Origin of the sequence: Roseivivax sp. THAF30 (genome assembly GCF_009363575.1) — a bacterium.
In the GTDB taxonomy this organism is placed as follows: Bacteria; Pseudomonadota; Alphaproteobacteria; order Rhodobacterales; family Rhodobacteraceae; genus Roseivivax; species Roseivivax halotolerans.
In genome coordinates this window covers 3,107,680-3,126,259 of sequence record NZ_CP045389.1, presented here as the reverse complement: position 1 = coordinate 3,126,259, position 18,580 = coordinate 3,107,680, and the positions used below count along the sequence as shown (strand labels likewise).

Here is an 18,580-nt window from a genome sequence, read left to right as displayed (position 1 = left end):
CATCGCAAGATGTGCCACGCCAATCGCCGGGACCGCCGCGACGATCCGACATTGGCCGTTTCCAACGCTGCCAGAAACGCAGGAGCGCCAAGATGACCGATACGTCGACACAAGCCCTTCAGTCCGTTGTGACTTCCGTCCTCGAGGAGACCGTTCAGGACTGGGATCTCGAAATCGAGGGAGGCATCGGGGCCGGGACCACACTGATCGAAGACCTCGAATTCGAAAGCATCGACGTCGTGCAATTCTGCGTGGCGATCGAGCAAAAGCTTGGCCGCAAGGGGCTGCCATTCGAAAAGCTGTTCATCCAGGACGGGGCCTATGTCGACGACGTGTCCGTGACGGATGTGGTCGGCTTTCTGCAGGAAGAGCTTCAGGCTGCCTGAAACCGCGCCGGATTTCGTGCGCGGCACCAAACCGGCGTCATTGCGACTTCGAAATAATTGACTTTACGTCAAGATCGGTAAGACTGCCTTACGGTTCCCTAGGGGTGGTGGTGCCGTGAGCTTTTCATTTGAGCCGCTCGAGAGCGGCGATTCGTTTTTCGTATTCAAGGGTGCAATGGCGCCGGGCCATGTTCTCGACAGCGGCTTGGTGGCCGGGACGTTCGCGATCTCGCCCAAGATGATCGTCTCAAGGATGCAAGACCATGTGGTCGAGACATCCGATGGCGATCTGCACATGCTCATAAATCTAGGTCTCGGTGGCGGGCTGGTCCTGTTCACATCCACCGATAACGGTGCGAGCTGGCATCAGAACATGACCTTCAACGCGTCAGGCTTCGCCTCGACCGCCGATATCCGGATCGCCAGCGACGAGGATGAGGCGATCATGGTCTATACGACGCGCGATGGCGCGATCGCCTATGCCAAGCTCGATTACGACACCGTGCGAGATGTCTGGACCGTGGCGTATACCACGACGGTCGTCGACGACGTGATGTCTCCGAACGCGGCACATCCGACGATCACTTTAGCGGCGTCCGGACGGCTCTGGATCGCCTATAGCGAAGAGACCGACGACGGTGTCGTCCTGTCCGTCGCCTGGTCCGACAATGCCGGGCGCGATTGGACCGAGACCGTGGTGACGACCCTCGACGCCGAGGCGGGGTCTGCCCGCATCCTTGCGACCGAGGATGGAGTCGGGTTGATCTATGCCACCGCAGAGACCGTGACCTGGGCGACTTACTCCATCGGAGAGGGCGTCTGGAACTTCACCGAGATCGACCGCGATGGTGCGATCGGGCGGTATGCGAGCCACTTCTCGACAGCGCAGGACGGAGACACCCTTTACATCGTGATGGTCGGCTCCAACCAGGAACTGAGCTTCATGGTGTATGACGGCGTGTCCGATAGCTGGACACGACCGGCCGACATTCCGGGAGTGCCTCACGGTGTGACGACAGCGCAGATCAGCGTCGAGACAGATGGCGGTCTCTACGTCACGTATGATGACCCGCACACGGATACGCTCATCGTGATGGAGAGCCTCGATGGCGGGCAGAGCTGGTCCGATTTCGCCGAGCTCGCCACGCCTGACTGGATTGCGACCGGGCCGGTGCGGATGGAAGCGCCCGAGCATTTCGACGACGAACTCATCGTCTTCCAACAGGTGCGCTTTCCCGGAAACGACCAGTTGTCTTTCTTGTGGTCCTGGACGCTCGACACGACGGACGGCAGCAGCAGCGTATCCGCGTCTTTCGAGGCCCCGGATTGGCTCGTGTGATGCGGGCGGGGCGGTGTCACACCGCAGCAGATTTCATCCTTCAAGGAGACCTCACATGACCCCTTTCGTGAAATTTATGCTCGGCGCGACGGCCGCGGTCGGCCTGCTGGCTGCTTGCGGCAACGGACGGCTTGCCCAGGCCGTGGACAACGCGAATAGCAACAACGCGACCTCTGTCAGCGCCTCGGCGGGCGGCACCGACACGATCTCTGTCGCAGGGCGGCCGATCGACATCGTGCGTGCCCCGGGGTCCGGGCCGAAGCCGACATTCCTCGTGCTGCATGGCGGTCTCAGCAGCGCCGACAGGTTCCGCGCGAAGGTGCCGATCGGTGACGAGCTTGCCGCGCGCGGATTCAACGCGGCTTACCTGCAAGGCACGCAGCAGTTCCGGCGGAGCGATCGCGCGACCTGGAATGCGGGTTCCTGCTGCGGCAGCGCGGCGGAGCAGAATGTCGATGATGTGGGTTACATCTCCCAGGCGATCAACTCGCTGGTCAGCCAGGGCATCGCGCAACGCGGACGGATCTACCTCATCGGCCATTCCAACGGGGCGATGATGGCTTACCGCTACGCCTGCTCGCGGCCCGGCGATGTGCAGGGCGTTGTGGCAATGTCCGGTCCCTTGCTCTTGGGAAGCTGCGCCAATGCGGCCGGCGTCCGGGTCGCCCATATTCATGGACGCCGCGACAGCCTGGTGCCTGTCGCCGGCGGCGGACGCGGCGAGAACCTCTCGGGAGAGGATTTCCCCTCTGTGCAGGATACCATCTCCAAGATGGAGCGCGCAGGCGCTTTCGTTCAGGTGATCATTCTCGAAGGCGCCGAGCACGAAGTGGGCACGGTGAATGCCGCGCTTCAAAACGAGCGGGGCCAATCCATCGGCGCCTTCGCCGCATCCTTCGCGCAATAAGCAAGCGGGCCGGGGCGTTTCGGTCCCGGCCCGACGTCCTCAAGGGATCCAGGACCAGAATTCGATCTGGAAGAAGCGCTTCACGCTGCGCAGATACGCTTGCCAGACGCGCATCTCTTCACCCTCGATCTTGGCATAGCCCGACGTTCCTGATCTCAGCCGCGCATCGGGGTTGTCGAACACGGCATCGACGCGCACTGTCCGGCCGAAGCCTTCTTCCTCTGCGGCCGGCGAGATCGAGGCGACAACCCCTTCGATCGGCGCATCGGGGGCGCCGCGTAGCTTCATCCGCACCGGATCGCCCGGCTCCACGAGCGCGATGTCGAATTCCGGCACAGCGATTGTCGCGTTGACGGTGCCGGTATTCTCGACCTCGAGGAACGTCTCGCCGACACGCAGGTAACTGCCGATCTTCAGGCCGAGATCCGGGGTCACGACGCGTCCATCCATCGGCGCTTCGATGCGGGTTCGGGCCAGCTCCGCCTCGCGGAAGTCGAGCTCGAGCGTCAGCCGTTCGACATCCGCGCGGGCGATGGCGAGTTCCTCTGCGGTGGCCCCGCTGCGCACGAGATCGAGGTTCGCCTCGGCCTCGGCGACTTCACTCTGATCGGCCTGGAAGCGCGACAAGACGCGGCTGTGCTCGCTTTCGCTGATCGCCTCTCGCGCGAGGAGCTCCTCGGCGCGGGTCAGCTCGTCCTGCGAGAACTGGACGGCGGCAGCCGCGCTTTCGAGCCGCGTTTCGGCCAGCCGGATCTCTTCGGGTTTCGCGCCGGCCTCGAGCCGGGCCAGTGTCGCCTGCGCGGCATCGAGCTGCGCCCGCGTCAGGCCAATCTCGCGCACCTGTTCCCAGTTCGACAATTGCGCCACGACATCGCCGCGCGCCACGCCCTGACCTTCGGTGACCATCACCTCGAGCACTTCGCCATCCGTGCGCGCGACTGCCTGCGCGCGCGCATTGGGAAGAATCTCCACCTGGCCGCCCGCCTCGTAGGTGTAGGGCAGGAAGGCGACGGCAAGAAGGCCGACGCCGATCAGCGCCCAGACGACGCGAGCGGTTCCCGAGGACGTGCCTGCCCCGGTCTCTGCGCGCGCGCTCATCGGGTGGGGCCGCGCCGCTGCCTCTGCTGTCCCGCCAAGGCCCGGCGCGAAGGCCCGTGCGGCGGCCATGCGCCGGCCGAGCGTCGCCTTCATCGAAAGGAGCCAAAGGACAAAGGCCAGAACGAGGAAGAAAAAGATCGACACGCCCGTGCCGCCAAGCTCGGCCTCGAGCGCCACCGCCGCATAGGCTGCCATGCCGAGCACGATCGCAGCGGTCGTCAGCACCGCGCCGACGCCGAAGAAGACGAGCGGCCAGAGATCGGCCCGCGTCAGCGTCTGCGGCATCGGACCGCCAAGGAAGACGTGGCGGAGCGCGCCGAGCGTCTTCGGCAAAAGCTGCGGCTCGTTGATGTAGACGGACATCCAGCGCTGACCCTCTGCGGGGACGAAGGGCAGGGCGGTCACGAGGAACATGATAAGCCCGAATTGAGCCGAAATCAGGCTGAGCTCGGACGCCCATGTGCCGCTTTCGCGCGTCACCGCCCAGAAGATCATGCCGAGGGAGAAGACCGACAGCCGCGCCAGAAGGGGCGCGCCGTAGGACCAAAGCTGTCCGCGCCGGTCGAGTCCACGCACGCTTCCGGTATCCACGAAGAAACGCGGCACGACGCCGAAGACGAGCATCAGGCCGAGCCCCTTGACCTGTCCGCCATGCGCCCGGATCGCGACACCCTGCGCGAGGCGCGAGACCAGGTTCACGGAGAGCGCGCCAGTGATCAGAAGCCCGATCTTGGAGAATTGGGTGAGGAGGACGTTCAGATCGGCGATCAGGATCGGCCAATTCTGCGCCGCCGTCATACCCGCCACGAGCACAAGCGGCACGATGGCCCAGAACAGGAACTTGAGCGGGTAGCCCGCGACGTAGAGAAGCTTCAGAAGAAAGCCTGGATTGAAAAGCGTCAGCCGCGCCGGACCTTGCACTTCTTGCTGAGGCTGAAAGCCGCCGCCTTGGCCTTGGCGCGCCTGCAGAATGGCGCGCAGTCGTTCGCCGTTGCCGCCGCCGCGCCCGCCACCTCCGCCGAACCCACCGGCAAACCCGCCACCTGCGCCCAGTCCGCCGCCGCCCATTCCGCCAAATCCGCCCCGTGCGCCTGTGCCACCGATCGGGCCGAACATGCCGTCGTCGAAATCGTCCGGGCCGAACATTGCGGCGAGATCATCGTCTTCGCTCTTGCGCGCTTTTGCAGGGCGCGGCGTATCTGCCCGGAGATCGGAGGTGACCGCGTCGAAGCGATCTGTCTCGGGCCGAGGCGCGGACTTGGCCGGTTCCGCGCGCAGGGACGTCTTGCTCGCGGTCGCGGTCGCGGTTCGAGCCTTGGGCTCGACCTTGGCGGTCCGGGCCGCCGCATCCGGCGCCTTCGTGATCCGCGCAGGCTTTTTCCGGGCCGGTGCCGTCGGGGCCTTGGGTCCGGCGTCTTCGTCCGTCGCGGATGCCGGGCTGGCGTCACGCGGATCCGTCTCTGCGGGCTTCGCCGCATCCTTTGCCTTGGCTGTTCGCGATGCAGCATTGATGTGCGTCGCGCTGGCACGGCTGCGTGCGGGCGATCGGGCGGCTGCGGGCTTCCGTGCAGGCTTGCGCGGAGCTTGGGGCGCGGGTGCCTCGGTGCCTAGGAAGCCGCGGATATGCAAACGGCGGAAGAAATCGAGCACCTGTTCGGGGGGGAGCTTCGTCTCGGCATCCTGCCCTGCATGCAGCTCGCGCAAGTGGCGCTCGCCGTTCGCAGCCTCGAGGAGGTGCTTTTCCTCGGGTGAAAGGGAAAAGGTCTTGCCGGTCGCAGGGTCTGTCAGCTCGAATTTCGGGGCAGATTTCCCCGCGCCCCTTTTGCCGCTGGTCTCGGACACGGAGAGCCCGTCCCGAAGGCGCGGCCGTTCATAGGCTGCTCCGGACTTCACCGCTTCGAAGACATTGCGGTCTTTCGACATGATTCGCGCTCCGGTGCTTTGGCGGTCGGGCAGGGCCGGTCTGATCCGCGGGTCGCACCCAAGGGGCGGGGCTTTGAGGCCCCAACGTTACGTTATCGGCGATTTTACGCCACCCATCCCCGCCGCTCAAGCGGCGCGGAATGCCGCAGGGTAAAGGCGTGGCCTGAGCGCCGCCTCTCGCGCTGGAAAGCGCCGGCTGTTAGGGTGTCGAGTGAATAGAGGGGGCATCTTCATGGATGGACAGGCAAGCGGTCACACTGCGCTCATCGCCGAGTTGTCGGACTGGCTCGGCGAGCGGATCTCGACCGGCACATCCGTGCGCGATTTGCACGCGCGCGACGAAGCCTATGCCGCGCCGCACCTGCCCGACGCGGTGGTTTTTCCTGAAAGCACCGAGGAAGTCAGCCGGATCATGGCCGCCTGCCATGCCCATCGCTGCCCGGTGGTACCGTTCGGCATCGGCTCTTCGCTGGAAGGGCATGTCGTGCCGCTTCAGGGCGGGATCTCGATCGATACGAGCCGGATGAACAGGATCCTCGAGGTCCATGAGCAGGATCTCGACGCGGTCGTTCAGCCGGGCGTCACCCGCAAGGCGCTGAACGAGGAGTTGCGCGCGACGGGTCTCATGTTCACCGTGGACCCGGGCGCGAATGCCACCCTCGGCGGCATGGCCGCGACGCGGGCCTCGGGCACCAACGCGGTCCGCTACGGGACGATGCGCGAGAACGTGCTCGCTCTCGAGGTGGTCCTTGCGGATGGCCGGGTGATCGAGACCGGCACGCGGGCGCGCAAATCTTCCGCCGGATATGACCTGACCCACCTCTTCGTGGGCTCCGAGGGTACGCTGGGCGTCATCACCAAGCTCACTTTGCGGCTCTTTGGTCAGCCCGAACGGATCTCGGCCGCGACTTGCGACTTCCCAGATATCGGCGCGGCGGTCGAGACGGTGATCCTTGCCATCCAGTCGGGTCTGCCCCTTGCGCGGGTGGAGCTTCTGGACGAGGTACAGATGCGGGGGATGAACCTCTACAACCCCGATCTGGGCCTGCCCGAGCGGCCGCATCTTTTCCTCGAGTTCCACGGCACCGAAGCGGGGGTCGAGGAACAGGTGCAAAGCTTCCGCGACATCGCAGAGGAGTTCGGCGCGGCCAATTACGCCTGGGCCACGAAAACCGAAGACCGGACGAAACTCTGGGAAGCGCGCCACAACGCCTATTACGCCGCACAATCGCTGCGGCCCGGCGCGCGGGGTGTGGTCACCGACAGCTGCGTTCCGATCTCCGCGCTGGCCGAGGCCATCCGGCGCACCAAGGAGATGATCGCCGAGGCCGGACTTGTCGCACCGCTCGTGGGCCATGTGGGCGACGGGAATTTCCACCTCTCGATCCTGGTCGATCCAGAGGACGCGGATGAGGTCGCCAAAGCCAAGGCGCTGGCTTCGAAGGTGAGCCATGTGGCGCTCGATCTGGGCGGCACCGTTACTGGCGAGCACGGTATCGGCTCGGGCAAGATGGCCTATATGCGCGACGAGCACGGCGACGCGGTGGACGTGATGGCCGACATCAAGCGCGCGCTCGATCCGCTGAACCTGATGAACCCCGGCAAGGTCGTCGAGATCGACTAGCGCGGGGTAACGATGATCCGGGTTTCCTGTGCGTAGGTCTCGCCGGGCTGCAGGATGACCTGATCGGCCCAGGCACGCCTCGGGGCGTCGACCCAGGCCTGCGGCTCCAGGGCGAGCCCGTCACCGGCACGGTAGTGCCGCCCGCCGATACCGCCCGGCAGGTCGAGATGGCCGCCGTCATAGATTTGCAGCCCCGCCTCGGTCGAGGCGATCGCGAGGCGGTATTTCGGCTCATCCAGCACCGCGATCTCCCGGCATGGCGCGCGGTGCCGCGACAAGCAGAGGTTGTGGTCGATGGGCGAGGCGATGGGCGACGGTGTCCGATAGTCGAACCTCGTGCCCGCGACCGTTTCAGGGTCGCCATCGGGTATGCCGTTCGTGACGGGCTGATAGGTATCGGCCGGGACCATGAGCCGCGCGTCGGAGCTGCGCGCGTAATAGATGTGGCTCGCAAGGTTGCAGAAGGTCGCCCTGTCGGTGGTCGCGGTGAGCGACATGCTCAGCGTCTCGCCCGAGCAGGTATAGAGCGCTTCGATCCGCAACTCTCCGGGAAATCCCATATGCCCGTCGGCCAAGGTCAGCGTGAAGCGCGCCTCGGTCTCGCTTGCCGCCTCCAGCGTCCAGAGCTGCGCCCAGGTGCCGTCCGGTCCGCCATGCAGGATGGTGGGGCCTTCGTTCGGAACAAGGCGGTGCCGCGCGCCATCGAGCTCGACCTCGGCGCCCTCGATCCGGTTCGCGACACGGCCGACGATCGCACCCATGAACTCGGCGTCGGTCAGGTAGTCGGCGGGATCGTCATAGCCGAGGACGAGCGGCGTCTCGATCTCGTCATGCGTCAGTGCCGCGACCGATGCGCCGCGATTGACGAGGCGGGCGCGGAGCGGGCCGTCGCCGATCTCCACGATTTGCAACTGCTCGTTCATGCGAGCCACCGCGCGTAATCGGAGACCAGCAGGTGGCGCGGCGCGGCGTCCTCCTCGATGTCGGAGAACCGCCCCAGCGGCTCGCGATAGATATTGTCGGTCTCGTCATCGTTCACGGTCGAAACCTCGCCGATCAGGACATCGCCGCCGTCTCCCCAGAAGGCGTGCCAGTCGCCGGGGCGGAGGGTGACGCTATCTCCGGGCGCAAGGCGCAGGATCTCGCCGGGGCCGTATTCCACCGCGACGCCGTCGCACATGACCGTGCCGCCGCGATCCTCGGCAAAGCCGCCCGCATCGTCTGAACCGAAAAGCTCGACGCAGAGCGTGGCGCCGCCGCGATTGATGATGTCTTCGGCCTTGAGGAAGTGGGTATGCATGGGCGACAGCTGATCCTTCTTCGAAATCAGGAGCTTCTCCGCGTAACACATGCCACGCCCGGCCTCGAGGTCCGAGAGCTTTCCGTTTCGGAGCGTGAACAGGAAAAGGCCAAGCTCGTCGAACCGGCCCGCGCCGAAATCGGTGATGTCCCAGCCGCAGCGGGCGTCGATGACATGCCGGGCGTCGCTTGCGCGCGTGCGAAATTCCTCGGGTGTCCAATAGGCGAAGGGCGGCAGGACGAAGCCGAAGCGGCGCATTGTCGCGTCCGCCTCCTCCATGATGTCGTTCACGCGGCTGCGCTTCATTCCAGGGCCTCCTCCTTGCCTTTTGCCGGGCTTTCCCGGTTTTGAGCTTTGCAATCCTGCCCTGCAAGTGCTTACAACCCCGACAACCCTGACGACAGCGCCGAAAAGGACACGCGCCTCATGCTCCGCAGAACCTTTGCCGCCCTCACGGTCTCCGCAATCTCGACCATAGCCGCGCCGCTCTTTGCGCAGGACGGCGAGGCGATCCGCATCGGCGAGATCAACCATTTCAAGCGCATGGCCGCCTTCGCCGAGCCATATCGCAAGGGCTACGAGATGGCTGTCGAAGAGGTCAACGCGGCCGGTGGCATCGACGGTCGCCCGATCGAGGTGATCTTCCGCGACGATCAGGGCGAGCCGGGCGAGGCGATCCGCATCGCCGAAGAGCTGATGACCCGCGAGGGCACGGTGATGATCACCGGCTCGATCCTGTCGAATGTGGGCCTCGCCATCTCCTCGCTCGCGGATCGCCAGGGCTGGGTCTACCTCGCCTCCGAGCCCTTGGCCGATGCTCTGGTCTGGTCGGAGGGCAATCCCTGGACCTTCCGCCTGCGCGCCTCGACCTACATGCAGGCCGCGATGCTGGCCGAAGAGGCGGCCAAGACCGATGCCATCCGCTACGCGACGATCGCGCCCAACTACGCCTATGGCAACGACGCTGTCGCGGCCTTCAAGGAGGTGCTGACGGAGCTGAAACCCGAGGTCGAGTTCGTCGTCGAGCAATGGCCGCAGCTCTTCCAGATCGACGCGGGCGCCGAAGTGCAGGCCCTGGAAGGCGCCAAGCCCGACGCGATCTACAACGTGACCTTCGGCCCCGACCTTGCCAAGTTCGTGCGCGAGGGCGGCGACCGGGGTCTCTTCGACGGGCGCGAGGTGTTCGGCCTCCTGTCAGGCGAGCCCGAATATCTCGAGCCGCTCGGGCCCGAGGCGCCCGAAGGCTGGGTCGTGACGGGCTATCCCTGGTACGCTTTCGATGACGGGCCGAACGCCGAATTCGTCAACGCCTACGAGACGCGCTGGGACGAGACGCCGAAGAACGGCTCGCTTGTGGGCTACATGACGGGCCTCTCGGTCGCCGCGGCGCTCCGCGAGGCCGACAGCCTCGAGCCGGACGCGATCCGCGCGGCATTCGAGGGGCTGTCGGTGACGGGCCCGGTGGGCGAGGTGATCTACCGCGAGATCGACAACCAGGCGACGATGGGCGCGTTCGTCGGCACGACCGCGGTGGAGGACGGACAGGGCGTCATGGTCGACTGGTCGTATCGCGACGGCGCCGATTACCTGCCGGACGACGAGACCGTGTCAGAGCGCCGCCCGTCCGAGTGATCTCGCAGGGCTGACAAAGGACCGCCGATGGGCCCGATCCTCGCGCAGATCCTGACCGGGCTGGCCAATGCCGGGGCGCTTTTCATGGTCGCTTCGGGCCTGTCGCTGATCTTCGGCGTCACCCGGATCGTGAACTTCGCGCATGGCTCCTTCTACATGCTCGGGGCCTATATCGGCTGGACGCTGATGCAGGTTCTGCCGGGATCCTTCGGCTTCTGGGGCGCGATCTTGCTCGCCGGGATCGCCGTCGGCGCGATCGGAGCCTTCGTCGAGATCGTGATCCTGCGCCGGGTCTACGCCGCGCCAGAGCTTTTTCAGCTCGTCGCGACCTTCGGGGTCATCCTGATCGTACAGGATCTCGCGCTGATGATCTGGGGGCCGCAGGATCTTCTGGGTCCGCGCGCGCCGGGATTGCGCGGGGTGGTCCGTATTTTGGGTGAGCCGGTGCCGAAATACGATCTCGCTCTCATAGCGATCACGCCTCTGGTCGCCCTGGCGCTCTGGGCGCTGATCACCCGCACGCGGTTCGGCATCCTCGTGCGTGCGGCGACGCAGGATCGGGAGATGGTTGGCGCGCTCGGCGTCAACCAGCGCTGGCTCTTCACGGGGACTTTCGCGCTTGGCTGCGCGCTCGCGGGGCTTGGCGGCGCACTGCAATTACCCAAGGGCGGGGCGGACCTGCTCATGGATTTCACCATCCTCACATCGGTCTTCGTTGTCGTTGTGGTGGGCGGCATGGGCTCGCTTCCGGGCGCATATCTCGCCTCGGTGCTGATCTCGGTGGTGGGGGTTTTCGGAGTGACCTTCCTGCCGCAATCGACCCTGGCGCTGACCTTCGTCGTCATGGTCGCGGTGCTGATGTGGCGGCCTTTCGGCCTATTTGGGCGGGAGGAAGTCGCGGGCGAGATGGGGCAGGCCGGCCCGCCCGAAGATCCGATCCGGCCCGCAGGCTGGCCGGTCCGTGTCGGCGTCGCGCTGGCGCTCGTTGTGCTTGCCGCGCTGCCTCTCTACGGGTCGGGCTTCGCGGTGATCCTCGCCACGGATATCCTGATCTTCTGCCTTTTCGCGGCCTCGCTGCATTTTCTTCTGGGGCAAGCCGGTCTGGTGAGCTTCGGGCATGCGGCCTTCTATGGCGGCGGGGCCTACGCTGCGGCGCTGCTGGTGCGCCATGCCGGCGCGCCGATGGAATTGGCGCTCCTCCTAGCACCTCTGAGCGCCGGGCTTCTCGCGCTCGGGATCGGGTTCGTCGCGCTCCGGGCTTCGGGCGTATATTTCGCGATGCTGACGCTCGCCTTCGCGCAGCTTCTCTGGTCGCTCGTCTGGCAGGGCGGCGCGTTCACCGGCGGCTCTGACGGGCTTGTGGGCATTTGGCCCGCGCGCTGGGCCGATCCCAATGCGATCTTCTATCTTCTGACCTTCGCGCTCTGCGTGGGAGGCATCCTGATGTTGCGCCACGCGGCTCATGCGCCCTTCGGATACGCGCTGCGCGCCGCGCGGGACAATGCCCCGCGCGCGGCGGCCTCGGGGCTCGACGTGCGGCGCCTGCAATGGGCGGCGTTTACCTTCGCGGGGGCGATGGCGGGGCTGGCGGGCGGGCTCTTCGTCTTCGCCAAGGGCTCGGTCTTTCCAAACGAGCTCGAGATCGCGCGGAGTTTCGATGCGCTGATCGTGGTCTTTCTCGGCGGGGTGAAGACGCTCTCGGGCGGTTGGGTCGGCGGCGCGGTCTTCGAGGCGGGTGTCGATTGGCTGACGCGGTTCGAATACTGGCGGCTGACGCTGGGGCTCGTGGTGCTCTTCATCGTGACCATCGCGCCGCAAGGCATCGTCGGCACGGCAAGGGCGCTGTGGGCGCGGGTGCAGCGATGAGCGCGCTTCTGGACGTCCGAGACCTTTCCCGCCACTACGGCGCGCTGCGCGCCGTCGACGGCGTGAGCTTTGAGCTTGCGGCAGGGGATATCCGGGCGCTGATCGGACCGAACGGCGCGGGTAAATCGACCCTCTTCAAGATGCTGATGGGCGAGACGCGGCCCAATTCGGGTGAGGTCTATTTCGGCGGCGCGCGGATCACCGGCCTGCGCCCTGCGCGGATCGTGCGGCGCGGGATCGGACGGACCTTCCAGATCACCGGGACCTGGGCCTCGATGAGCGTCGCGGAGAACGTCCAGACCGCCTGCCTTGCCCATGAGGGCCGAACCCTGTCGCTTCTACCCTACGCACGGCATCTGCACCGGGAGCGCGCCGAGGCGCTCCTTGACACCGTTGGTCTTGCCGACCAGCTGGACCGGCCCGCGGCGGTATTGGCCTACGGCGATCTCAAGCGGCTCGAGCTTGCCATCGCCCTCGCCGGCGAGCCGCGGCTCCTGCTCATGGACGAACCGACGGCGGGCATGGCCGCGACGGAACGCACCGACTTGATGGAGACGGTCACCGGCATCGCCCGCGAGAGCGGCATGACGATCCTCTTCACCGAGCACGACATGGATGTCGTCTTCGCCCATGCCGAACGGGTGATGGTGCTCGACCGGGGTGCGCTTATCGCGGAAGGCACGCCCGAAGAGGTCCGCGCCGATGCGCGCGTGCGGGAGGTCTATCTCGGCGGCGGCCTCGACCCGGAGGCTCTGGCCGATGCTTGAGCTGGAGGGACTCGAGGTCTTCTACGGCAAGGCGCAGATCCTGCAGGGTCTGTCGCTATCTGTCGGACCTGGAGAGGTTGTCGCGCTTCTGGGCCGCAACGGCGCTGGCAAGACCACGACGCTCAAGGCCGCGATGCAGATGCTGCCTGTCGCGGCTGGGCAAGTGCGCTTTCGCGGAGAAGACATCACGGGAAGCGATCCCTACCGGGTGGCGCGGGCAGGCCTCGGCTACGTGCCCGAGGACCGGCGCATCTTCACGCAGCTCACCGTGCGCGAGAACCTCGAGACCGGGCGGCAAGCCGCGCGCGAAGGCGTGCCGCGATGGGACGAGGCAGCCTTGTTCGAGCTGTTCCCGAACCTTGCCGAACGCGCCGAGGCGCGGGGCAAGGCGCTTTCGGGCGGTGAGCAACAGATGTTGTCGATCGCGCGGACGCTCATGGGCAACCCGGCCTGCCTTCTGCTCGACGAGCCATCCGAAGGCATCGCGCCGGTGATCGTGACCGAAATGGCCCGTGCGATCCTGCGGCTCAAACGCGAAGGGCTGAGCGTGCTCCTGTCCGAACAGGCCTTGCCCTTTGCCCGCGCCGTGGCGGACCGGGTGGCTGTGATCGACCACGGCCGGGTCGTCTTCGAGGGTGATTTTGCCGCGCTCGATGCAGCGCCGGAGATCGCGAAACGGCATCTGGCGGTCTGAGCGGCGAGCGGGATCTATACGGTATTTTTGCCAAGCCAAAGCAGGGGCGGCGCGGCTAGTCGTTGCGATAGACCGCGCAGACGCAGCCCGATGACCTGAGGCGGTCGCATAGCTGACCCGCCGCGCGTCCGTTCTCGGCACCGAGCCGGGCCATGTAGAAGCCCTGCCGCCCCGAGACGCGGTTCTTGACGAAGACGAGGTCGAGGTCGGCGGCGTTTGCAACGCTCTGGCAGGCGCGTGTCTTGCGGGTGAATGCCTCGCGCGCGGCGCTTTTGGAGCGGCCGAAGGCGACCTGCACGCCCCAGGGGGCGATGGCGGGCTCTGGATCGGGATAGGCGCTGAGACGGCTTTCGAGCGCGAGTTCAAGACAAGCGTCTTCGAACGGCATATCGCCCTGCAGACGGAAATCGGGCTCTTCGGGTGGATCGTCGCGCCAGGTCTCGGCGGTCAGGCCGGTGATGATCTGGACGTAGTCGACGGTCTCGCGGGCAAGGCCGCCGGTCTTTGCGATCAGCCCCTCGGCGCGCGCCTCGCCACCGTTATAGGCAACGGCCGCGAGGCCTTCATTGCCAAAACGGGCCGTGAGCTCGGCGAGGTATTGGGCGGAATATTCGATGGCGAGCGCCGGGTTCAGGCTGTCGGTCAGGCCACGGAGCGCCGCCGTGCTGTCGATGAATTGCGCGATGCCGCGCGCATCGGCGGGCGAGAGCGCGTTGGGATCAAAGCGGCTTTCCTGCCAGAGAAGCCGCGCGAAAAAATGCGGGTTCAACCCGTTCGCGCCGGCAAAATGTCCGATCGCCTGGCAGATGTCGTGAGTGCGGTGCGCGGGCCGGATGCATTGCACATTCGCCGTTTTGCCCGAGGAGCATAGCGTGCCCGGCGCGCGCGGCTCGAAGGCGACGGCGGCTGGCGCGGGCAAGAGGCACAGAAGGAGCAAGGCGAGACGCAGCATGAGGTGAAGTCTAAGGCCGCTGCATGCGCCGGGGTCAACGGGCCTTTTCCTCACGAAGGCGAGGGGATAGGTGAAAGGGGATCCTTTTCCAGGCCAGGCAGGCACGGCATGTCCTTTTTCGGCAAGCTCAAATCCAAGCTCTTCAAATCCTCGTCGAAGCTCGAGGAGGGGCTCGATGCCATCGTCGAGGAGGGCGGCAGCGCCGAGCCCGAGACGCCGGAGCCCGAGCGCCCCGCGACACCCGAGCCCGAGGCACCGGACGTCACGCCGCCCCAAGACCCCGAGCCTGCGCCGCGCCCGGTTCCCGAGACCCCGCCCGAGCCGCCCCGCGAAGCGCCACAGCCGGAAGATCCGCAGCCTGAGCCGGGGGAGACGCCCGCGCCGGACGTGCCCATGCCCGAGGATCCCGCGCCCGAGCCGCCGACCGAGCGCCCGGCGTTGACGCCGATCGAGATCCCCGAGGCGCCTGCGGAGACTGCGCCCGAGACACCGCAGGAGGCACCAGCGGGCGGCGGCGTCTTCTCGCGTCTCTTCGGCAAGCGCGGGCAGGCGACCGAGATGCGGCGCGCGCTTGACGATGACATGCTTGAACAGCTCGAGGAGCTGCTCATCACCGCCGATATGGGCGTCGAGACGGCGTTGCGCGTGACGGCGAACATGGCCGAGGGGCGGATGGGGCGCAGGCTCTCCACGCGGGAGATCAAGGAGCTGCTCGCCACCGAGATCGCGCGGATCATGGAGCCCGTCGCCAAGCCGCTGCCGCTTTATCCGTCCAAGCCGCAGGTCGTGCTGGTCGTCGGCGTGAACGGGTCGGGCAAGACCACGACGATCGGCAAGCTCGCATCGCAGTTCCGTGCCGCCGGGAAGTCCGTGGTGATCGCGGCGGGCGATACGTTCCGCGCCGCCGCCGTGGAGCAGCTCCAGGTCTGGGGGGAGCGCGCGGGCGTGCCGGTCCTGACCGCGCCGGAAGGCTCGGATCCGGCCAGCCTTGCCTTCGATGCGCTGGGCAAGGCGCAGTCGGACGGCGCGGACCTTCTGATGATCGACACGGCGGGGCGGCTCCAGAACCGCGCCGATCTCATGGCAGAGCTCGAGAAGATCGTGCGCGTCATCCGCAAGAAAGATCCCGACGCGCCGCATAATACGCTGCTCGTGCTCGATGCGACCACTGGGCAGAACGCGCTCAACCAGGTCGAGACCTTTCAGAAGCTCGCCGACGTTTCGGGCCTCGTGATGACCAAGCTGGACGGAACCGCGAAAGGCGGGGTGCTGGTTGCGCTGGCCGACCGGTTCGGCCTGCCGATCCACGCGATCGGGGTCGGCGAGCAGATCGACGATCTCGCGCCCTTCGATCCCGAGGAATTCGCCGCCGCGCTGACCGGGCTCGAACGGTGAGATCGGCGGACGCGCGGCTCAGTCGTCGTTCGCGCGTTCGGCAGGGGCGATCGCTGCCATGATCCAGAGGACAGCAAGGCCGAGGCCGGTAGCCAGGAGCGCCAGCGGCACGTTCCCCGTGCCGCAGGAGAGCCCCACCGCGCCGGCCATCCACATGCCCGCGCCCGTGGTCAGGCCCTGCACCTTCGCGCCGTGGGTGATGATCGAGCCCGCGGCCAGAAACGCCACGCCCTGCGTGACCGCCTCGATGACACGGATGGGATCTGTGCGGAGCGAATCCTGGTCGTTCTCGGGAAGATCCATCAGGTCGAACGCGATCAGCGTGAAGAGGCAAGCCGCGATGGCGATGAGAATGTGCGTGCGTAAGCCCGCAGGCTTGTCGCGGCGCTCCCTTTCCCAGCCGAGTACGGCGCCGAGCGTCGCCGCGCAGACCAGCCGCAGCGCCGCGACCGGTAATGGCGTGGTGCTGAATGTGGTGAGGAACTCCTGCCGGAGTAGCTCAAGCCAAGGCATGTGCGCCGCTCCTGTTTGTAACACTTATGTGACGAACGCCCCTTTTGGTGTGATGTTTCCGGGTGCCGCTAAAAAATTTGCAGAGAATGCATCTTATTTGTCGGAGCCCGCATGTCCGACCTGATCATATCGCTCGAAGGGACCGAGGCGGGGCATCGGCTCGCGCTTGCGCTGGCGCTGCTGGCGGCTTTTCTGCACGCGGTCTTCGGCGCGCTCCAGAAGGGGCGGCACGATCCGTGGCTGTCGCGCGGGGCGATAGATGCCTCCTACGGGCTGATGGCGATGCCGATCGCGCTGTTCCTCGTGCCGTTCCCCGAGCCGCATATGTGGCCGATCTTCGCCGGCGCGTTCGTCATTCACACCGGCTACAAGATCATGCAGGCGCTCGCCTATACCAAGGGGGCCTACACGGTCGTATACCCCGTGGTGCGGGGCACGGGGCCGCTTTTCACCGTGATCGGAGCGGGGATCCTCTTTGGCGAGGTCTTCACCGGCGTGCAATGGCTGGGCGTCGGCGTGCTGCTCGCGGGGATCTTCGGATTAGCTGTCTACAATTTCATCTTTCTCGAGACGCAGCGGGAGTCGCTCGGGATCGCGCTTATCCTCGCGGTCATTACAGGGCTCCTGGTCGCGCTTTACACGACCTACGACGCCTATGGAATCCGCGCGACGGCGAACCCCTTCACTTTCCTTGCGTGGTTCTTCTTCATCGACGGGCTGGCGATGCCGCCCTATGCGGTCTGGCGGTGGAGCCGCATGGCGGATCGACCGACACTCGGCCCACTGGCGCTGCGCGGCATCGTGGGCGGCATCGTCGCCTTCTTCTCGTTCGGGTCGGTGATGCTGGCAACGCGGCTCGACAAGGTCGGCGAGGCCGCAGTTCTGCGCGAGACCTCGACCGTCTTCGCAGCGGTGATCGGCTGGCTCGTGCTCAAGGAAACGGTGGGGCCGCGGCGTATCGCGCTGATGACGCTGATCGCGGCCGGCGCGGTCATCGTTGAGATGGGCGGCTGAATACCCCATATCACCACGAGCAAAACGAAGGAGAGACCATGAGCGAGAAACGCGAGATCAATCCGCTGGTGAAAAGCGGGCTGGAACTGGGTCCGGTGATCCTGTTTTTCGTGGCGTATCTCTGGCTCAAGGATCGCGTCTTCACCATCGGCGGGACGGAATATGACGGCTTCATCGTCGTGACAGCCGGCTTCATTCCGGTGATCCTCGCCTCGACCGCGGCGCTGTGGGCCCTCACCGGGCATCTCAGCCGGATGCAGATCGTGACCGCGGTGCTGATCGTGGTCTTCGGCGGTCTGTCGGTCTGGCTGAACGACGACCGCTTCTTCAAGATGAAGCCAACGCTGATCTACCTGCTCTTCGGCGCGGTCCTTGGCGTCGGGCTCCTGCGCGGGCAAAGTTATCTGCGCCTCGTGATGGAAGGTCTGATGCCGCTCAAGGATGAGGGCTGGATGAAGCTCACCCAGCGGCTCTGCGCCTTCTTCTTTGCACTGGCGGTGCTCAACGAGATCGTCTGGCGGACGATGACGACCGAAACCTGGGTCTATTTCAAGACCTTCGGTCTGACGGCAGCGCTCTTTGCCTTCTTCATCGCCCAAGGCGCGCTTTTCCGCGACTACGCGCTGGAAGAAGACAGCCAGGGTTAACGCGCGATCTTCGTCGTCAGGTGAATGAGGCTTTCGGAACTTCTGACGCCCTTCGCCTCACCGATCCTGTCCAGGAGCGCGTCGAGCGCTTCTGTTGTCTCCGCCGTGACTTCCACAAGAAGGTCCGTGCGCCCCGAGGTGGTGGTCGCGCGGACGATACCAGGCAAAGCCTTCAGCCGGGCGACGACCGCAGCCTCGCTGCGAGGCTCGACCGAGACCAGAACGGAGGCGGAGAGCACGGGCTTCAGCCCCGGTCCCTTGCGGATCGTGTACCCGCCAATGGTGCCTGAGCTTTCCAACCGTTCGAGCCGGGCTTGAACCGTGGTCCGCGCGAGTCCCGTCGCGCGCGCCAGCTTGGCGACCGGCGCGCGGGCGTTCTCGGCGAGTAGTGCGATCAGGTGGCGGTCGGTATCGTCGATTTGCATGATTTGTCCTGCGATCTGCCGGAATTTTCGTTCAGACTGACTCAAGTGGCGCGTGAAAGCGACGAAAACCTGCCGCACACTTTCTCAAAACAAGAGCA

The 18,580-nt window shown here is 66.0% G+C and carries 17 protein-coding genes; 11 read left to right on the top strand and 6 right to left on the bottom strand.

The annotated features are described in order from the left end of the window. Positions 1-92: 92 nt before the first annotated feature. The 3 genes from FIU91_RS15195 to FIU91_RS15190 all read left to right on the top strand — a co-directional run bounded on the left by FIU91_RS15195 (position 93) and on the right by FIU91_RS15190 (position 2,632). Positions 93-386: an acyl carrier protein gene (locus tag FIU91_RS15195; RefSeq protein ID WP_152463114.1), complete on the top strand. Its 294-nt coding sequence runs from the start codon at positions 93-95 to the stop codon at positions 384-386. 115 nt (positions 387-501) lie between these two features. Next, positions 502-1,725, top strand: coding sequence for a sialidase family protein (locus FIU91_RS19490; RefSeq protein WP_172975026.1), 1,224 nt, complete (start codon positions 502-504; stop codon positions 1,723-1,725). Positions 1,726-1,780: 55 nt separating this feature from the next. Then, complete coding sequence (locus FIU91_RS15190) at positions 1,781-2,632, top strand: PHB depolymerase family esterase (RefSeq protein WP_172975025.1); 852 nt, start codon at positions 1,781-1,783, stop codon at positions 2,630-2,632. A gap of 39 nt (positions 2,633-2,671) precedes the next feature. On the opposite strand, the gene FIU91_RS19485 is transcribed toward FIU91_RS15190, so the two are convergent. After that, positions 2,672-5,653, bottom strand: coding sequence for an HlyD family secretion protein (locus FIU91_RS19485; RefSeq protein ID WP_172975024.1), 2,982 nt, complete (start codon positions 5,651-5,653; stop codon positions 2,672-2,674). 232 nt (positions 5,654-5,885) lie between these two features. Between FIU91_RS19485 and FIU91_RS15180 the strand changes: the two genes are divergently transcribed. After that, on the top strand, positions 5,886-7,277 hold the full coding sequence (locus FIU91_RS15180; protein WP_152463112.1) for an FAD-binding oxidoreductase: 1,392 nt from the start codon (positions 5,886-5,888) through the stop codon (positions 7,275-7,277). Here FIU91_RS15180 and FIU91_RS15175 read toward each other — a convergent pair. Together FIU91_RS15175 and FIU91_RS15170 are read right to left on the bottom strand one after the other, a co-directional pair. Beyond that, positions 7,274-8,200, bottom strand: coding sequence for an aldose epimerase family protein (locus FIU91_RS15175; RefSeq protein WP_152463111.1), 927 nt, complete (start codon positions 8,198-8,200; stop codon positions 7,274-7,276). The genes FIU91_RS15180 and FIU91_RS15175 overlap by 4 nt on opposite strands. After that, on the bottom strand, positions 8,197-8,883 hold the full coding sequence (locus tag FIU91_RS15170; protein WP_152463110.1) for a D-lyxose/D-mannose family sugar isomerase: 687 nt from the start codon (positions 8,881-8,883) through the stop codon (positions 8,197-8,199). Before FIU91_RS15170 ends, FIU91_RS15175 begins: the two co-directional genes overlap by 4 nt. A gap of 120 nt (positions 8,884-9,003) precedes the next feature. Between FIU91_RS15170 and FIU91_RS15165 the strand changes: the two genes are divergently transcribed. From FIU91_RS15165 to FIU91_RS15150, 4 genes are read left to right on the top strand one after another with little or no spacing between them, the layout of a single operon-like run. After that, a complete protein-coding gene (locus tag FIU91_RS15165; protein ID WP_152463109.1) occupies positions 9,004-10,209 on the top strand; it encodes an ABC transporter substrate-binding protein in 1,206 nt (401 codons plus the stop codon). Positions 10,210-10,236: 27 nt separating this feature from the next. Further along, on the top strand, positions 10,237-12,075 hold the full coding sequence (locus tag FIU91_RS15160) for an ABC transporter permease (protein ID WP_152463108.1): 1,839 nt from the start codon (positions 10,237-10,239) through the stop codon (positions 12,073-12,075). After that, positions 12,072-12,842: an ABC transporter ATP-binding protein gene (locus FIU91_RS15155; protein ID WP_152463107.1), complete on the top strand. Its 771-nt coding sequence runs from the start codon at positions 12,072-12,074 to the stop codon at positions 12,840-12,842. Before FIU91_RS15160 ends, FIU91_RS15155 begins: the two co-directional genes overlap by 4 nt. After that, positions 12,835-13,536: an ABC transporter ATP-binding protein gene (locus FIU91_RS15150; RefSeq protein WP_152463106.1), complete on the top strand. Its 702-nt coding sequence runs from the start codon at positions 12,835-12,837 to the stop codon at positions 13,534-13,536. Before FIU91_RS15155 ends, FIU91_RS15150 begins: the two co-directional genes overlap by 8 nt. Before the next feature lie 55 nt (positions 13,537-13,591). On the opposite strand, the gene FIU91_RS15145 is transcribed toward FIU91_RS15150, so the two are convergent. Continuing rightward, on the bottom strand, positions 13,592-14,488 hold the full coding sequence (locus FIU91_RS15145) for a lytic transglycosylase domain-containing protein (protein ID WP_152463105.1): 897 nt from the start codon (positions 14,486-14,488) through the stop codon (positions 13,592-13,594). Positions 14,489-14,596: 108 nt separating this feature from the next. Here FIU91_RS15145 and ftsY point away from each other — a divergent pair, with 108 nt between their 5' ends. Beyond that, positions 14,597-15,883, top strand: coding sequence for a signal recognition particle-docking protein FtsY (gene ftsY / locus FIU91_RS15140; RefSeq protein WP_152463104.1), 1,287 nt, complete (start codon positions 14,597-14,599; stop codon positions 15,881-15,883). Between the two features lie 18 nt (positions 15,884-15,901). Here the strand turns inward: ftsY and FIU91_RS15135 are convergent, their stop codons facing one another. Continuing rightward, a complete protein-coding gene (locus FIU91_RS15135) occupies positions 15,902-16,396 on the bottom strand; it encodes an MgtC/SapB family protein (protein ID WP_152463103.1) in 495 nt (164 codons plus the stop codon). A gap of 111 nt (positions 16,397-16,507) precedes the next feature. Here FIU91_RS15135 and FIU91_RS15130 point away from each other — a divergent pair, with 111 nt between their 5' ends. Further along, the gene (locus tag FIU91_RS15130; protein WP_152463102.1) at positions 16,508-17,410 is read left to right on the top strand and encodes an EamA family transporter; all 903 of its coding nucleotides are present in this window, start codon (positions 16,508-16,510) and stop codon (positions 17,408-17,410) included. 38 nt (positions 17,411-17,448) lie between these two features. Further along, the gene (locus FIU91_RS15125) at positions 17,449-18,057 is read left to right on the top strand and encodes an inner membrane-spanning protein YciB (RefSeq protein WP_152463101.1); all 609 of its coding nucleotides are present in this window, start codon (positions 17,449-17,451) and stop codon (positions 18,055-18,057) included. Here FIU91_RS15125 and FIU91_RS15120 read toward each other — a convergent pair. Next, the gene (locus FIU91_RS15120; RefSeq protein WP_093009664.1) at positions 18,054-18,482 is read right to left on the bottom strand and encodes an Lrp/AsnC family transcriptional regulator; all 429 of its coding nucleotides are present in this window, start codon (positions 18,480-18,482) and stop codon (positions 18,054-18,056) included. The two genes, FIU91_RS15125 and FIU91_RS15120, sit on opposite strands and share 4 nt — an antisense overlap. Positions 18,483-18,580: the final 98 nt, after the last annotated feature.

Coding starts and splice junctions, on each gene's coding strand:
- FIU91_RS15190 (WP_172975025.1), top strand. CDS start 1,781: ATGACCCCTTTCGTGAAATTTATGCTCGGCGCGACGGCCGCGGTCGGC.
- FIU91_RS15180 (WP_152463112.1), top strand. CDS start 5,886: ATGGATGGACAGGCAAGCGGTCACACTGCGCTCATCGCCGAGTTGTCG.
- FIU91_RS15130 (WP_152463102.1), top strand. CDS start 16,508: ATGTCCGACCTGATCATATCGCTCGAAGGGACCGAGGCGGGGCATCGG.
- FIU91_RS15195 (WP_152463114.1), top strand. CDS start 93: ATGACCGATACGTCGACACAAGCCCTTCAGTCCGTTGTGACTTCCGTC.
- FIU91_RS15150 (WP_152463106.1), top strand. CDS start 12,835: ATGCTTGAGCTGGAGGGACTCGAGGTCTTCTACGGCAAGGCGCAGATC.
- FIU91_RS15175 (WP_152463111.1), bottom strand. CDS start 8,200: ATGAACGAGCAGTTGCAAATCGTGGAGATCGGCGACGGCCCGCTCCGC.
- FIU91_RS15145 (WP_152463105.1), bottom strand. CDS start 14,488: ATGCTGCGTCTCGCCTTGCTCCTTCTGTGCCTCTTGCCCGCGCCAGCC.
- FIU91_RS15120 (WP_093009664.1), bottom strand. CDS start 18,482: ATGCAAATCGACGATACCGACCGCCACCTGATCGCACTACTCGCCGAG.
- FIU91_RS15160 (WP_152463108.1), top strand. CDS start 10,237: ATGGGCCCGATCCTCGCGCAGATCCTGACCGGGCTGGCCAATGCCGGG.
- FIU91_RS19485 (WP_172975024.1), bottom strand. CDS start 5,653: ATGTCGAAAGACCGCAATGTCTTCGAAGCGGTGAAGTCCGGAGCAGCC.
- FIU91_RS15135 (WP_152463103.1), bottom strand. CDS start 16,396: ATGCCTTGGCTTGAGCTACTCCGGCAGGAGTTCCTCACCACATTCAGC.
- FIU91_RS15155 (WP_152463107.1), top strand. CDS start 12,072: ATGAGCGCGCTTCTGGACGTCCGAGACCTTTCCCGCCACTACGGCGCG.
- ftsY (WP_152463104.1), top strand. CDS start 14,597: ATGTCCTTTTTCGGCAAGCTCAAATCCAAGCTCTTCAAATCCTCGTCG.
- FIU91_RS15165 (WP_152463109.1), top strand. CDS start 9,004: ATGCTCCGCAGAACCTTTGCCGCCCTCACGGTCTCCGCAATCTCGACC.
- FIU91_RS15170 (WP_152463110.1), bottom strand. CDS start 8,883: ATGAAGCGCAGCCGCGTGAACGACATCATGGAGGAGGCGGACGCGACA.
- FIU91_RS15125 (WP_152463101.1), top strand. CDS start 17,449: ATGAGCGAGAAACGCGAGATCAATCCGCTGGTGAAAAGCGGGCTGGAA.